The organism is Vibrio sp. qd031, from assembly GCF_002100145.1.
GTDB lineage: Bacteria > Pseudomonadota > Gammaproteobacteria > Enterobacterales > Vibrionaceae > Vibrio.
In genome coordinates this window covers 106,796-122,088 of the sequence record NZ_JXQD01000025.1, presented here as the reverse complement: position 1 = coordinate 122,088, position 15,293 = coordinate 106,796, and the positions used below count along the sequence as shown (strand labels likewise).

At 46.3% G+C, this 15,293-nt stretch carries 11 protein-coding genes; 5 read left to right on the top strand and 6 right to left on the bottom strand.

Annotated elements, in window-relative coordinates; translation table 11 throughout:
- Nucleotides 1-214: 214 nt before the first annotated feature.
- Nucleotides 215-3,709, bottom strand: a complete 3,495-nt coding sequence (gene recC / locus ST37_RS12490; RefSeq protein ID WP_084886876.1) for an exodeoxyribonuclease V subunit gamma — start codon at nucleotides 3,707-3,709, stop codon at nucleotides 215-217.
- Nucleotides 3,710-3,906: 197 nt separating this feature from the next.
- Between recC and ST37_RS12485 the strand changes: the two genes are divergently transcribed.
- On the top strand, nucleotides 3,907-4,200 hold the full coding sequence (locus ST37_RS12485) for a YebG family protein (protein WP_084886874.1): 294 nt from the start codon (nucleotides 3,907-3,909) through the stop codon (nucleotides 4,198-4,200).
- Between the two features lie 208 nt (nucleotides 4,201-4,408).
- Nucleotides 4,409-5,440, top strand: coding sequence for a 2,3,4,5-tetrahydropyridine-2,6-dicarboxylate N-succinyltransferase (dapD, locus tag ST37_RS12480; RefSeq protein ID WP_084886872.1), 1,032 nt, complete (start codon nucleotides 4,409-4,411; stop codon nucleotides 5,438-5,440).
- 117 nt (nucleotides 5,441-5,557) lie between these two features.
- On the opposite strand, the gene ST37_RS12475 is transcribed toward dapD, so the two are convergent.
- Nucleotides 5,558-6,862: a dicarboxylate/amino acid:cation symporter gene (locus ST37_RS12475; protein WP_084886870.1), complete on the bottom strand. Its 1,305-nt coding sequence runs from the start codon at nucleotides 6,860-6,862 to the stop codon at nucleotides 5,558-5,560.
- Between the two features lie 286 nt (nucleotides 6,863-7,148).
- Between ST37_RS12475 and ST37_RS12470 the strand changes: the two genes are divergently transcribed.
- A complete protein-coding gene (locus ST37_RS12470) occupies nucleotides 7,149-8,153 on the top strand; it encodes a substrate-binding domain-containing protein (RefSeq protein WP_084886868.1) in 1,005 nt (334 codons plus the stop codon).
- A 104-nt stretch (nucleotides 8,154-8,257) separates the two neighbouring features.
- Here ST37_RS12470 and galM read toward each other — a convergent pair whose 3' ends face one another.
- From galM to galE, 4 genes are read right to left on the bottom strand one after another with little or no spacing between them, the layout of a single operon-like run.
- The gene (gene galM, locus ST37_RS12465) at nucleotides 8,258-9,319 is read right to left on the bottom strand and encodes a galactose-1-epimerase (protein WP_084886866.1); all 1,062 of its coding nucleotides are present in this window, start codon (nucleotides 9,317-9,319) and stop codon (nucleotides 8,258-8,260) included.
- Between the two features lie 2 nt (nucleotides 9,320-9,321).
- Nucleotides 9,322-10,482 (bottom strand): galactokinase, encoded by a 1,161-nt coding sequence (galK, locus tag ST37_RS12460; RefSeq protein WP_084886864.1) that lies wholly within the window; start codon nucleotides 10,480-10,482, stop codon nucleotides 9,322-9,324.
- 16 nt (nucleotides 10,483-10,498) lie between these two features.
- The gene (locus ST37_RS12455; protein ID WP_084886862.1) at nucleotides 10,499-11,554 is read right to left on the bottom strand and encodes a UDP-glucose--hexose-1-phosphate uridylyltransferase; all 1,056 of its coding nucleotides are present in this window, start codon (nucleotides 11,552-11,554) and stop codon (nucleotides 10,499-10,501) included.
- Nucleotides 11,555-11,575: 21 nt separating this feature from the next.
- Entirely contained in the window at nucleotides 11,576-12,592 is a 1,017-nt protein-coding gene (gene galE / locus ST37_RS12450; protein ID WP_084886860.1) for a UDP-glucose 4-epimerase GalE, read from the bottom strand.
- Nucleotides 12,593-12,824: 232 nt separating this feature from the next.
- Between galE and ST37_RS12445 the strand changes: the two genes are divergently transcribed.
- Both ST37_RS12445 and ST37_RS12440 read left to right on the top strand, forming a co-directional pair.
- Complete coding sequence (locus tag ST37_RS12445; RefSeq protein WP_084888114.1) at nucleotides 12,825-14,135, top strand: MATE family efflux transporter; 1,311 nt, start codon at nucleotides 12,825-12,827, stop codon at nucleotides 14,133-14,135.
- 65 nt (nucleotides 14,136-14,200) lie between these two features.
- On the top strand, nucleotides 14,201-15,271 hold the full coding sequence (locus tag ST37_RS12440; RefSeq protein WP_084886858.1) for a GGDEF domain-containing protein: 1,071 nt from the start codon (nucleotides 14,201-14,203) through the stop codon (nucleotides 15,269-15,271).
- Nucleotides 15,272-15,293: the final 22 nt, after the last annotated feature.

Genomic DNA, 15,293 nt, shown 5'->3' with positions numbered 1-15,293 from the left:
CGAGACGAGATCTTACTCACAACGCCTTACTCTTTTTATGGCTACTATCCGCGGCAGTTAAAAAGTTTCGCAATATTGCTGCTTATGTCGATGCCTTTAGGCAAACCACGCTCAGCAAGTTTGCATACAGAATAAAAATAGGTCTCTCTGACCTGTGGCCGCACAGAATTTACCCTACACACTATAAAAAAGCTGGCGGCCACCCCCTTTCTTGCTACTTCTCTCTCTCGCAATGACTCAGTAGCGGTAGCATTACCGCCAGCATGAGTTGATAACACTTTTCAGCAACCTGATCGTTCCATTGAGGCCAAACCCTTTGAATGTAAGGATTGTCAGATTCACCAGGACGGAAACTGTTGCCCTCGAACGTCTGCTGCATTTTGGCCATCGCCTTTAATCCATCGTCGCTGTCTGCTGGAGGGTTGTCTAGCACTAATCCGGCTTTCTCAATCACTAACGCGCCCTCCCATGCCGTGTCGACAAAAAATGGCAACGGTAAGTCTAATCCTTCAACATAGAGTTGAATCAAGGTTTCCAAGTGATGCTTTGCATTCTCACTCGTCAGCGGCAGTAGCGTCCATTCAACAACGTTCTGCTTAGCAAGTCCAAACAGTTGAGTACTGCGTTGTTCACCTGTTGCCATAGCCGCGAGATGGTCGATCCAAAAACCTAACACATACTTTGCACTCAACTGTCCGCATCGATAACGCACCATGCCTTGCTCATACTGATTGTCTAACCAACCTTGGAGAAACACGCTGCGGGTATCGCTTAACGGAGAGAGGTGAAGATCTATGCTCCTAGCGGGCTGCGGACGACTGCAATACGGCAATATACGCTCTAACAACATAGCGATTTGTTGCTCACTGCTGACAATATCAAGCTCACCAAACGCACCCACGGGTAACACCCCCTCAGCGCGCTTATGCTTGAGATAACTCTGCGGATCGGTGACAACTTCGCCAGCCTGTATGCTCTGTTCTAACGAATGCTCTAACAACTGTTGCCGCAACAAATAGCTCCCTAATCCCCCCATAGCAAAGGGTTCATCGTCTTCGATTTTGATATCAAACGGATCGAAATACACCCCAAGCCGCTGATTCATGTAACGCTTAACGGGGAGTGTCCAAAAACGAGAAAGCACGTCTAGCTCTACAATCAATTCGCCATCAATTTCATCGGTGAAACTCGGTAATTGCCATTGGTCTTCAGCCAGTGGTTTTACTTCAGTGTGCGAGGCATCGTTACCACTGTTGGCCTGAGCAACAGGCAACCACTCCCTCGCGTAACTCGGCGTGTCACTATCAAAAGCATGACGACTGTAAGGCGTCATACTGTGAGAGTAGGTGATGAAATCGGTCAACTCGTTATCGGCACCCATATTCGTATTGTCGTCTGCTTGAATGTCTAGCTGCACCGAATAATTCTGCTCACAGTATTCCAAAAGCTCAGAAACTAATATCGATGGCTCAGACACACTATTATCTCGGATCGAGCGAGCCACATAACTAATGTATAAAGTGTGTTGCGCAGAGAGCAGCGCTTCCAAAAACATATAGCGGCCGTCTATGCGTCGTGAACGATCACCAGGGCGACTCTTGTTTTGCATCAAGTCAAACCCTTCCACCATTTCTGCTGGTGGGTAGGCCCCATCATTCATACCCAATAAACAGACAACCTTAAAAGGTATTGAGCGCATTGGCATTAGCGTACAAAAGTTTACTTGCCCCGCGAGAAAACGCTGACTAACGCGACTTTGATCTAACTTCTGTTTGAGGCAGTATCGAATCAAATCAATGTCTAATTGCGGTGCGTCGTCCAACTCAGAAAGTGGCTGCTTTAGCGACACCAGTGCGTCACGGATCGCACTCACCATCAGCTCTTCATCTAACTCTGGGGTAAAGAACTGGCTGAGTAGCTGATTGATGATATCCATCCACGCTTCAATGCTATGTGACTGGGCAAACCGCTGTTGAAACTCGATTAAGTTGTCGATGTATTGCGCTAGTCGACCTGCAACGTCTGCGTCCATCCCTTGAATGTGATTAAAGGGAGAGATGACTCTATCATCTTGCTCGTACAAGCCAACATCTGGGTGCAGAGAATAGCCCATGAGCATCCTCTGTAGGCCAAATTGCCATGTGTTGAGTGGGGCTTCAAACCCTAACTCTGCGGCCGTTTTCTCGGTCAATCCCCATCGAATACCTACCTCTTCCACCCACAGTTTAATTCGCTCAAACTCTTGAACCGACAACTCAAAGCGGCGCAAAACAGCAGGGGTCTCTAACAGTTCAAGCATCAACGAGGATTGAGCTCGTGAGTTAGGCAAATCGAGCAAACTGAAAAAGGCATTTAATAATGGGTTGGCTTCTGTTGTTGTGCGATCCGATATGGAATAAGGGATCCTACGCTCATCATTCGCTTGTCCAAAAATAGCCTCAATAGCGGGTGTGTAACGGTTAATATCTGGCACCATCACTATCACATCCCTTGGGGTCAGCGATGGATCGCTATCGAAAAGATGCAATAGCTGATCGTGCAATACCTCAACTTCCCGAGTTGGGCTATGGCATTGATGAAGCGTCAGAGAGCGGTCTGAGTCTGCAACGATGTGTTTTGGTCGAATGCTATCATCGTCGCTGATGTCGCGCTGATCCAACTCCAAAATATCGGACTGAATTCTTTGTAACAACGTTGCTGCGTTAAGGTCATGATCAACAAACGCTTCAATCTCTTGGCATTCCAACTGGGAGAGTAGCAGCAGGTTATCACATCCCAGTTTTCCCATACTGGCAAGCAAAGCATTACCAACTTGAGCCTGCTGAGTGGGGTCTTCAATATTTTGCGCTTCGCTGCCTTTGAGCACGTGAGCTTCGTTACCCACGACAGAGTGATCGCCCTGCCATTGGATATGCTTACGAGTTTGTGCGGCCATTTTAGCTATGGTTTTTTGATCACGTACATCGCCCCAGTAGTAGCGACATGGGTTAGCAAACATGAAGTGGACGTCGATGTGCTGCCCTATCGCGTGCAGCGCTTCCAAGTAGCGTGGTGGCAGCGACGAAATACCAAAGACAAACAAACGACTAGGAAGGCCTTCAATCCGCCCCTGATAATGAGCAAGAGTATCAATAAAGTCATCGTAGAGGTTTGCACGGTGATAAGGAGACGCTCCGCTCGCAACAGTATGATCAAACAGGGCACGCCATAAAATGGGCTGCCAACTTTGCTCAGCTGGAACCTCTTCAACCTCTTGATGCCCTTCCCACGCTGCTATCCAATCGGGCCGATACACCAAATACCCGTCGAACGTATCGGCAATTTTTTCAGCCAATTGCAGCTGTTTTAGTGGATCAGCATCGTTTAAATAGCGCGACAGCGGCGCAAACTCTTCGGTGTCTAAATAGTTCGGTAAAATCGCGTTTAACCGCCAAGTCATCGACTCTTTGTTAAAGGCACTTTTCGACGGCACATCTGGAAGCACTTTTTCAAACAACTGCCAAATAAAAGTGGCTGGAAGCGGAAACTCGATATTACCCGCCACCCCTTGTTGCTGGGCAATCGACAGTTTTAACCATTGCGACATACCTGGACTCTGCACCAAAATGACTTCCGCTTGCAGTGGGTTGGGCAATGGATCGTTGCGTATCAACTCAATCATAAGAGAGTTAAGCAAGTCGATTTGATTGGAGTGATATACCGTAAACACGAAGTAGCCTGTTAGTTGAATGTGCTGTCTGTTTACTCACTGTAGCATAAGGCGAAATTGCTCGGTTAGCCTCAACGTTGCAATCGAATAATTGTTGCGCGTTAGGTCAGAGTTTGAGGAAATGTCACTGGACGAAAAGCCCTAAAAACTGTATAAAAAGCCAGTATAGTTAACCATGAAATTATAGAGGAACCACCATGGCTGTGATCGTGAAGTACGTGGTAGAGCGCAACGGAGAAGAAAAGATGACTTTTACCTCAAAAGCCGAAGCGGATGCCTATGACAAAATGTTGGATATGGCCGATGAGCTATTTGAGCTTCTTGGCACTAGTGAGCTCATTGACGACGAGTCAAAACAAGAAGAGATCGCTATGTATCTTGCCAAGCATAAAGAAGATGTGTTGATTGCATTAGGGGCTAAGCGCAAACCTGCGCCTAAAAAGCCTAAAGTAGAAGCGGTGAAAACGGACGTAGCAGACGACGCTGCGTAATCCAACCCTAACCCCAGTTTAAAGAGGTCGCTTAGGCGGCCTCTTTTGTTTTTTATGGAATAAAAAGTCAGGCAAAGTAAAAATCCCTGCATAATTTCGCATCGAGCTCTTTTCAGTTGTGATTAGTCTGACTATGATGGTGTCACAATCCTGCCAAGACATACGTATCGAGGCAGAGAACACACTATCGATGGAGACGACACACAACATGGCACATTTTGCTTTAGCCCTTGGCGCTGCAACCAAAAACCGCGACGGAAAAATCTTCGAAGCATTCTTCCCAAATCCTCTTCTTAATCCTGCGTCCGCACTGGTCGATGCCATTGCTGCTTTAGTGGGTTATCAAGGTGGAAATTCTGATATCGAAGTGAACCAAGTTCAAGCCGCTGAACTGGCGACCGCATTTGCAGCGCATGGTGATGTAGCCAACGCAAGTTTTGCAGAAAAAGCCGCTCAGTCTGAGCAAGCGTTAGTTTTGGTAATTCTAGAGTCTGACGACAAACCACAAACGGTTGCAGAGGGCTTTCTTAAGCTGCAACTTATTTCACATCGTTTAGTTCAGCCTCACGGTACTGTGTTAGATGGTATTTTTGGTTTACTCCACAACGTAGCTTGGACCAACGAAGGTCCTATCGACTTGCCAGAATTGGCTGATCGCCAAATTGAAGCCCGCCTAGCGGGTCGTGCGCTCACTGTCGATTGCGTTGATAAGTTTCCTAAGATGGTAGACTACGTTGTCCCAACGGGTATCCGTGTGGCCGACACCTCACGCGTTCGTTTGGGTGCGCATGTGGGCGAAGGCACCACTGTTATGCACGAAGGTTTCATTAACTTTAACGCGGGAACCACAGGCGTTAGCATGGTTGAAGGCCGTATCTCTGCGGGTGTATTAGTGGGCAATGGCTCTGACATCGGTGGTGGTGCATCCATCATGGGTACACTCTCTGGCGGTGGTAAAATGGTTATCGCCATCGGTGAAAACAGCTTGCTAGGTGCAAATGCTGGACTTGGTTTCCCACTGGGTGATCGTTGCACCATTGAATCTGGTCTGTATGTCACTGCAGGTACTAAAGTGCGCATGCTAGATAACAGCGGCCAAGAAGTTGAAATCGTTAAAGCGCGCGATCTTGCAGGTAAATCCGATCTACTGTTCCGTCGTAACTCTCAGACTGGCTGTGTCGAGTGCTTGACCAACAAGAGCGCTGTAGAGCTTAACAGCGAGCTTCATAGCAACAACTAATCCGTTGCCATATTGGGTCCTTAATGTGTTAACACACAGCAGGACGAGATACTCAAACTAAAAAAGCCTGACACATAAGTGTCAGGCTTTTTAATAGGGATAACAGTGAACGAATTGCTACGGTTTAATGTGGTGAATGTCCAACTCTTCTTGTTTTTCACCTGCTTTTGGATCATTAAACATCGCTTCATCTAAATCGCCTTCAGATTTAGCTACGATAACACTCACCGCAGTATCACCGGTGATATTCACCGCAGTACGGATCATATCAAGCAATCGGTCGACACCCATAATCAAAGCGATGCCTTCTACAGGTAAGCCTACTTGGTTAAGAACCATTGCCAACATAATCAAACCTACACCAGGAACACCTGCCGTACCAATAGAGGCCAATGTAGCGGTCAAGATCACCATCAAGTAATCCCCTATAGTTAGGTCAATACCATAAGCTTGCGCAATGAAAGCTGTCGCTACACCTTGCATGATGGCGGTGCCATCCATGTTAATCGTTGCCCCAAGCGGTACGGTGAACGACGCCACGCGGTTTTTTACACCCATGCGCTGAGTTGCGGTTTCCATCGTCACAGGAATAGTTGCATTTGATGACGCTGTAGAAAAAGCGAACATCACTGCATCTTCCATTTTTTTCAGGAATTTAAGCGGGCTTAGACCGGTAAACACTTTCAAAAACAGGCTGTAAACAACCAATCCGTGGATAAGCAATGTTCCGCTTAACACTAAGAAGTAACCCGCAAGATTCCAAATCGCGTCGACACCTAACCCTACAAACAGCTTGGACATCAAGAAAAACACACCATAAGGCGCGACATTCATCAAAATGGTCACCAGCTTCATGATCACTTCATTGAGATCTTGGAATACGGCTGCAATACGTTCGCCCGGTTCACCTGCTGCGCTGATCGCGACACCAAATAGGATGGCGAACACAATGATCTGTAGAGTATTTCCCTCAGCCATAGATTGAATTGGGTTGGTTGGGAACATATCAATGATCACCGTCCCTAATGCAGGAGCATCAGCGGAGGCGAACGTTGCCGCGGCGGTTAAATCCGCACCAGCACCTGGTTGGAACAGGTTACCCATGAAAATGGCCAATGTGATCGCAATACAGGTTGTGACCAAGTAAAAGAGAACGGTTTTCCCGCCCAAGCGTCCCAGAGTGGATATATCTTTAAGTGAACTGGTTCCGCAAACTAATGAAACGAAGACTAAAGGCACTACCAGCATCTTAAGGCTGGCGATGAAGATTGCTCCACCAACATTGAACAAACCGTCCACCAAATACTCTTGGACGAACGTGTTCTCTGGAAACAGAGTACGGAGCAATAGCCCGACTAAAATGCCACTGACCATACCGATAATGACGCGAGTGGTCAGTGAATATTTACGTTGTGTACCCATAAAATGAATACCTCCTAACATTTATTTCGTGCTTCAAAATAGCGCCGGACTATATCAGATAGCCATCCTGTAAAGGTTAATATTAGTCAATAAATGTCTAAGTTGTTGTTTAAGTTGCCATGAAACAGAATGCACCACCACACACAATTTTGTAAACGATTTCACTCTCTCATCCCCCGCTGATAAAGGGTTTGCACTTTGAATCACAGATCTGTGTAATGGAAATTGCAAAAATTACACTTGTACGCTGTAATAGCGTAAGTATTTGTTAATAGGCCTAATAGCAATGGCAACGATTAAAGATGTTGCCCGTGACGCTGGTGTATCTGTCGCCACCGTATCACGGGTGATCAATAACTCTCCTAAAGCCAGTAAACAGTCTGTTGCGGCAGTCACTGTGGCAATGAAAAAGCTAGGATATCGTCCTAATGCTAATGCTAGGGCGTTGGTCAATCAATCTACCAACACTGTTGGTGTATTGGTGAGCGATGTCGCCGACCCATTCTTTGGGGCGATGGTAAAAGCGGTCGATAATGTTGCTCATGAACATGGCAAACACATCCTTGTTTGTAATGGGTACCACGATGAAGAGCAAGAACGAAAAGCCATAGAGCTGTTAATTAACAGTCGCTGTGAATCGTTAGTGATTCATGCAAAAAGCATTAGCGATGAAGAACTTATCGCTTATGCTGACGAAGTACCCGCATTGGTGATCATCAATAGAAGCATTCCTGGACTCGAAACGCGCTGCATCGCTCTAGACAACTACCGCGGCGCGTATATGGCCACCGAGCACCTAATTAAGCTCGGTCACAAAAATATCGCTTGCCTCGCGTCATCTCATGAAATTGAAGACTCCACTCAACGTGTAGAAGGCTATCAAGCCGCTTTAGACGCGCACAACATTAATTTGCCAGCAAGCTTTATTGAATACGGTGAGCCTAATAACGACGGTGGTGAAACGTCGATGACCAATTTATTGGCAAAGTCGTTAAAGATGACTGCTATTGTCTCATATAACGACTATATGGCTGCAGGAGCGATTTCGGTACTGCAAGAAAACAGCCGACAACTGCCCGATGAGATCTCAATTATTGGGTTCGATGATGGACTCATTGCCCGTTACTTACAGCCACGATTAACGACAGTGCGCTACCCAATCGCATTGATGGCCGAAAAAGCCGCTCGCCTATCTATTGCCTTGGCCAGAGGCGAAAAAGATCCGAGCGAAGTCCTAATGTTCTCACCCACTCTAGTCAAAAGAGATTCTGTGCAAAAACGTGCCGACTAAACTGACTTTATAAGAAAAGTCCAAATAAAAAAAAGCCTCGTTGTGAACTCACCACGAGGCTTTTTTGTCTCTTACATTAATGGATGCTGGGTACCCATTAATGTTTATCCGATTTCGTCAAACTGATAAATCGTGCTTTGCATGTACTCTTCTTCATCACGCAACACCACATCAGGCTGTGGCCACTCAGGGTGATTTGGGCTATCCGGCATGTATTGAGTTTCTAATGCGACCCCAGCGTAACTGCTGTACTCGCCGCCTTCTCGCTTAGGGTTACCCGCTAAGAAGTTACCGGTGTACACTTGAATCGCCGGTTTAGTGGTAAACACTTTCATGCTCAGATCACCTTGCGGCGAAATCAGTTCAGCGGCAACCTCACCAGACATGCACTCTCTGTCGAGTAAAAATGAATGATCGTAGCCGTTGGCGCGCAATTGATGCTCATCCGATTTAAACGAATGACCAATTGGTTTGAGAGCGCGGAAGTCAAAACTGGTGCCTTCAACATCCAACAGTTCGCCAAAAGGAATACCCGTATCATCGGACGGTAAAAACTGCGGTGCATTCACCATCATTTGATGCGTCAAGCAATCTTCGGCCTGTCCACCAGATAAATCAAAGTAAGCGTGGTTAGTCAAATTCACAACTGTCGGTTGCGTCGTTACCGCTCGAAAGTGGATCTGGACTTGATTCAACTCTGTTAGCTCATAGGTGAGCAAAACCGCGACTTCACCAGGGAAGCCTTGGTCACCATCTTTAGACACAAGGCTAAACTGTACTTTGTCATCGGTCTGTTTTTCGATTGTCCAACGGCGGCGATGGAAACCATCACTGCCACCGTGCAATGTATTACCAGCAGCGTTTGTTGGCAGTGAGTAGGTTTCGCCATCGATAACCAGTTGGCCATGCTTAATGCGGTTGGCATAACGCCCTACCGTAGACCCTAAGCAGCCACCGTGATCATAGTACTCATCGATACTGCCTACACCCAGTAACAACTCTCTTGATTGCCCTTTCACTGGCATAGTCGTACTTAACCATGTCGCGCCCACATCCATAAACGTGGCGGTCATACCATGAGAGTTTTTGAGCTCAACGACCTTCACCGGGTGACCATCCTTGGCCAACCCAGCTTCGATTCGCTCTTTCAGAGAGCCTTGTGTCATTTTTAGATTTCCTTAACCAGTCCTGCGCCGTCTTTTGCTTGGCAAACGTAAATAGACTCTTTAAGACCCGTTGCAGCTTGGTATTGCGCTTCTACCGCTGCTTTTACATCGTCTACCAAAGCGGGTGGCATTAAGGATACGATGCAGCCACCAAAACCGCCACCGGTCATGCGTACACCACCTTGATCGCCGATCACAGCTTTGACAATTTCTACCAAAGTATCGATTGCCGGCACAGTGATCTCAAAATCGTCTCGCATTGAAGCATGAGATTGCGCCATTAACTCGCCCATACGAGTCATGTCTCGATCGGCTAGCGCTTTAGCCGCTTCAACAGTACGCTCATTTTCTGTGATCACGTGACGAGCACGTTTAGCCGTTGCCTCTGACATAAGAGAAAACTTACTGTCGAACAGCGCCATGTCGGCATCGCGCAGTGCTTTCACACCCATGATGCGAGCCGCTTCTTCACACTGCTCACGACGAGTGTTGTATTCACTGTCGACCAGACCACGCTTTTTATTGGAGTTGATGATCACTACGGCTAGATCTTCTGGCATAGACACCAATTGGGTCTCTAATGAACGACAATCGAGCAGCATTGCGTGATTTTCTTTGCCCACCGCTGAAATCATTTGGTCCATGATCCCACAGTTACAGCCTACAAATTCATTTTCAGCCTGCTGACCATTTAACGCGATTTCAGACTGTGAAATGTCGAGGTTAAATAGCTCTTTAAACGTTTGACCAATCACCACTTCCAAAGCTGCACTAGAGCTCAGTCCTGCACCTTGAGGAACGTTACCGCTCACACTGATGTCGGCGCCACCCAAGGTGTAACCGCGTTTCATCAGATACTTCACGACGCCACGAATGTAGTTTGCCCACATTTTGTCTTCGATGAATTCGATCTCTTGTTCAATATCAAACTCATCAGTGGCGTTATCGTAATCCACTGAAATCAAGCGGATGATGCTGTCATCACGTTTTGCCGCAGCCACAACGGTGTTGTAGTTGATCGCGCAAGGTAAAACAAAACCGTCGTTATAATCGGTGTGTTCACCAATAAGATTCACACGTCCTGGAGCTTGGATAATATGCGTTGGCGCGTAGTTAAGTACCTGCTCAAATGAGCCAGTCACTGCGTCTATTAATTCTTTCATCTGTAATGACCTTCAATTATTTTTGTTCTTTGTAATGTACATCGCTTAACGCGCGCAGACGTTCAGCCGCTTGTTCTGCGGTTAAATCGCGTTGCGATTCAGCCAGCATTTCGTAGCCCACCATGAATTTTCTCACACTTGCACTACGCAATAGTGGTGGGTAGAAAAGTGCATGCAGTTGCCAATGATCGATATCGGTGCCTTCCTCAAAGAATGGCGCATAGTGCCACCCCATCGAGTACGGGAACGAGCATTGGAACAAGTTGTCATAGCGACTGGTTAGTTTTTTAATCGCCAATGCCAGATCGTCACGCTGCTCATCGCTTAGCTCGCTCATACGACGAATATGCGTTTTTGGCAGTAGCATGGTTTCAAATGGCCAAGCAGCCCAATATGGAACAACCGCAATCCAGTGTTCGGTTTCGACTACCGTGCGAGAGCCGTCTTTACGCTCAGCGTCTACATAGTCGACCAACAAGTTACTGCCTTGCTGCTGATGGTATTCTTTAAGGAGTTTTTCTTTGCGTTCAATTTCGTTAGGCAAAAAGCTGTTTGCCCAAATTTGACCGTGTGGGTGCGGTTGAGAACAGCCCATCGTCTCGCCTTTGTTCTCAAAGGCTTGAACCCATAGGTATTCTTTTCCTAGTTCTTCAATTTGCTCGTTCCACGTATCGATAACGCCACGAATTTTTTGAACTGGAAGCTCTGGAAGCGTTTTACTGTGGTCTGGTGAAAAACAGATCACGCGGCTCAATCCACGTACACCTTGCGTTTTAAATAACGGGTTGTCCGATTGAGGGGCATCAGGTGAGTCTGGCATCAGCGCCGCAAAGTCATTACCAAATACGTAAGTGCCATCATAATCAGGATTTTTATCTCCCGAGATGCGCGTATTGGTTGGACACAAAAAGCATGACTCTTCGTACTGTGGCAGCTCTGCTGTAGAAGGCTTTTCATCTTGGCCGCTCCATGGGCGCTTTGCGCGATGCGGAGATACCAAAATCCACTGACCCGTTAGTGGGTTATAGCGACGATGTGGATGGTCGACAGGGTTAAATTCAATAGTAGACATGTTATTGCTCATAAACGTTAATTAGTCGGTGTAACCCTGAGGGTTATTTGATTGCCATTTCCAAGTATCTGCAGCCATAGCTTCGACGGTGCGCGTTGCTTTCCAGTTAAGGTCGGCTTCTGCTTTGTCGGTACTGGCATAACACTGCGCGATATCGCCTGGGCGACGCGGACTGATTTGATACGGTATTGGGTTGCCACACGCTTTGGCGAATGCGTTGACCATTTCTAGAACACTCGACCCTTTGCCTGTGCCAAGGTTGTAAATATGCAGTCCCGATTTTTCACCTACGGCTTTTAACGCAGCCACATGGCCGTCGGCCAGATCCATCACATGGATATAGTCTCGTACACCGGTACCATCAGGCGTCGGGTAGTCGTCACCAAACACCGATAAACACTCGCGACGACCTACCGCGACTTGCGCGATAAATGGCATTAGATTGTTAGGTATACCTTGAGGATCTTCTCCCATAGTCCCTGACGGATGCGCCCCTACTGGGTTGAAGTAACGCAATAACGTAATACTCCAATCTGGTGCCGCTTGATAGAAGTCCGATAAACACTGTTCGACCATGTACTTGCTTCGGCCATACGGGTTGGTGGTTGCCCCGGTAGGAGAGGTCTCGGTGATCGGCACCTCTTCTGGATCGCCATACACTGTCGCTGAAGAGCTGAATACGATGCTCTTCACACCGGCTTTGCGCATGCTGCGAGCGAGCACTAACGAGCCGTTTACGTTGTTATCGTAATATTCCAGTGGCTTCGCAACAGATTCACCTACAGCCTTTAATCCAGCAAAATGAATCACCGATGAGATGTCGTGCTCAGCAAATACAGAGTCTAAAAATGCTTCGTCACGAACATCGCCTTGATAAAAGGGTAAACGTTTACCCGTCAACGCTTCAATACGGTCGATAACCTGCTCTTTACTGTTGCACAAGTTATCAATAATCACCGGTTCCATACCGGCTTCTAAGAGCTGTATGCAAGTATGACTGCCAATGTAGCCAACCCCGCCTGTCACTAACACTTTCATGTGAATATCCTACTTACCTTAAAAATCATAATCGTTCTATTGCGATATAGTTTAGCAAGCTTTTATATTCTGTCTGTGATCCACCGCAAGAAGTGTAAACGTTTACACTAAAGATGTTTTACCTAAAGTTAAAAAAAGGAATGGGATGGTTAAAGAATAACCCTTATAATTGTACGCTCTAATCTTTCCTTACTTTTTGGCTCCTAACCTTATGTCTAGCCTAGATAAAAAGATGAATATCGTCGCTCTCACTTGGCCGATTTTCATTGAAATGCTGCTGCGCAATACGCTCAATATGACCGATGTGTTCATGCTCAGTGGCTACTCTGACCTTGCCGTTTCGGCAGTCGGTGTAATAACACCGATCACATTTTTCATCATTATTATCTCAATGATGGTCAGTACCGGTACCGGTATATTGATCGCACAGAACAACGGTGCTAATCAGCCAGAGAAATCCAAGCAAGTTGCTGCCGCGAGTATCGGGTTAGGTGTGCTGGTGTCGCTATTAATGGGATTGCTCTTCTTTACCCAAACCGACAATATCGTCTCTTTTTTCGGGTTAGATCCTCAGGTTCACACTTATGCGTATCAATATTTGATCATCAGTGGTTCGTTAAGTGGCTTTGTTACCATGAGTGTCGTGTTCTCTACTGTATTACGCAGCTATGGCAACACACGCTCTCCTATGGTGGTCAACCTTGTATTTGGAGTGATCAATGTTATTGGTAACTACATGGTGTTGTTCGAACCTTTCGGCATCCCTGTTTATGGGGTAACTGGGGTTGCGTGTGTGACGGTCACGACTCAACTTTTAGGGGCTATCTGTTTTTGGGTATTGTTGAAAAAGCGCAATTTGGCGCCTACTTTGTCAGAGATACTTTCAGCGCCTAAAACAACCATTAAGTCAATCTTACGCATTGGTGTGATGAACGCGGGAGAAGTGCTATTCTACAACTTAGCCCAAATGGTGATTGTCTACTTTGTAGTGCAGATGGGCACCGCGTCACTCACCGCTTATACCTATGCGCAAAATATTGCTCGAGTTGGCTTCACTTTCTCCGTTGCGCTAGGGCAAGCGAGCCAAATTCAAACCAGCTATTTTGTTGGTAAAGGTTGGATCGAAGAAATCACTGGCCGAGTAAAACGCTACTTTGTAGTGGGTTTCTTTGTGTCAATTGTGATCTCAAGCACATTCTACCTACTGCACAAACCCATATTGTCGATATTTACCCAAGATCCTGAGGTCATCGCCATTGCTGCAAGCCTGATGCTAGCATCTATTTTATTAGAAGGTGGTCGAGTCTTTAATCTGATCTTCATCTCATCTCTTAAAGGCGCTGGTGATGTTAAGTTTCCAGTTCAAATCGGTATCGTCAGCATGTGGGGGCTTGGCGTGGGGCTAACATACGTATTTGGCATTCACTTTGAATTGGGAGTAATTGGTGCATGGTTCGCGATTGCAGCCGATGAATGGGTGCGCGGTCTTATTATGGCACTACGTTGGCGTTCAAATGTGTGGACACGCTTCAAACTAGTATGATTTTTGTTGTGGACAACCGCGTCCCCCATTAAAGTACAGAATATCATTCTATTTAATGGGTTATTATGCCAACGTCTGCAGCCTCACTTGCTGAAACCCAACAGCGCAACTTGCTTAAGCAAATTGCGCTTATTGGCTTTGTAGGGACAATAACTTATACCTATCTTTTTCTCGTTGTGTGGGACCTCCGTTGGGTCGCCGCTTTCGATTTCGTTTGCCTTTTCCCCTATTTAATTTTCTTCTACCTAGCGCACACTAAGAAAAAGATTACTAATGCACTGCGCTACGGAGCTCTGCAATTTTTTGTCGTGCAAGTCGCCGTTACTTGTTTTTTATTCTTAGGCAGAGACACTGGGCTGCAATTTTATTTGTTAAGCCTTTCCATGGCTGTGTTGTTTATTATGCCCTTAGATAAGTCTATCAATAAATACCTCATCGCATCTCTATCTATAACTCTGTATTTCGTACTAGAGTTTGAGCTATTTAGCACGCCCCCACTTTATGAACTCACGCCAGGGAAAAATGATTTTTTGTACTTTACAGCGTTATCGTTTTCTTGCTTAGGTCTTGTGCTAATTAGCTACCATGTGTCATTAGTGCTAAGACAAGGCTTCGCTACATTGCACCACTTTTCTATCACAGACGAGCTAACAGAGCTTAATAATCGAAGGTATTTGTTCGAATACTTTAAGAATATTGATTCACTGGGTAGAAATACTCAGTATGCAGTCTATGTCATTGATATTGATCACTTTAAGCAAATTAACGATACCTATGGACATGTCTCGGGGGATGCAGTGCTAAAGAAAGTCGCAGAGAAAATTGTGCAGAGTTTCCCTCCTAAAGCTCACATTAGTCGCATCGGGGGAGAAGAGTTTTGTATCCTTTTGGAAAACAGTCATATCGCTGAAATTAATCGCTATGCAGAACAAGTGAGACAAGCAATCGAGCAACTTAGCGTCTACTCACAAAAACATAAAATTCAGTGCTCGGTAAGTATCGGTATCGCTCAGGGTAATATCGAGTGCCCTATGGCGGAGACTTTGTCAAAAGCAGACAAAGCTCTCTATGCAGCAAAGCAAGCCGGCCGAAACCGCGTTGAGATGAATGTACCCCAAAAAAAATCACTGTTCTGATAAAAAAACTCCGCTAGATAAC

Bases quoted from the DNA above. Each gene is read 5' to 3' on its own strand.
- ST37_RS12485 (WP_084886874.1), top strand. From the start codon at position 3,907: ATGGCTGTGATCGTGAAGTACGTGGTAGAGCGCAACGGAGAAGAAAAG.
- dapD (WP_084886872.1), top strand. From the start codon at position 4,409: ATGGCACATTTTGCTTTAGCCCTTGGCGCTGCAACCAAAAACCGCGAC.
- ST37_RS12475 (WP_084886870.1), bottom strand. From the start codon at position 6,862: ATGGGTACACAACGTAAATATTCACTGACCACTCGCGTCATTATCGGT.
- ST37_RS12470 (WP_084886868.1), top strand. From the start codon at position 7,149: ATGGCAACGATTAAAGATGTTGCCCGTGACGCTGGTGTATCTGTCGCC.
- galM (WP_084886866.1), bottom strand. From the start codon at position 9,319: ATGACACAAGGCTCTCTGAAAGAGCGAATCGAAGCTGGGTTGGCCAAG.
- galK (WP_084886864.1), bottom strand. From the start codon at position 10,482: ATGAAAGAATTAATAGACGCAGTGACTGGCTCATTTGAGCAGGTACTT.
- ST37_RS12455 (WP_084886862.1), bottom strand. From the start codon at position 11,554: ATGTCTACTATTGAATTTAACCCTGTCGACCATCCACATCGTCGCTAT.
- galE (WP_084886860.1), bottom strand. From the start codon at position 12,592: ATGAAAGTGTTAGTGACAGGCGGGGTTGGCTACATTGGCAGTCATACT.
- ST37_RS12445 (WP_084888114.1), top strand. From the start codon at position 12,825: ATGAATATCGTCGCTCTCACTTGGCCGATTTTCATTGAAATGCTGCTG.
- ST37_RS12440 (WP_084886858.1), top strand. From the start codon at position 14,201: ATGCCAACGTCTGCAGCCTCACTTGCTGAAACCCAACAGCGCAACTTG.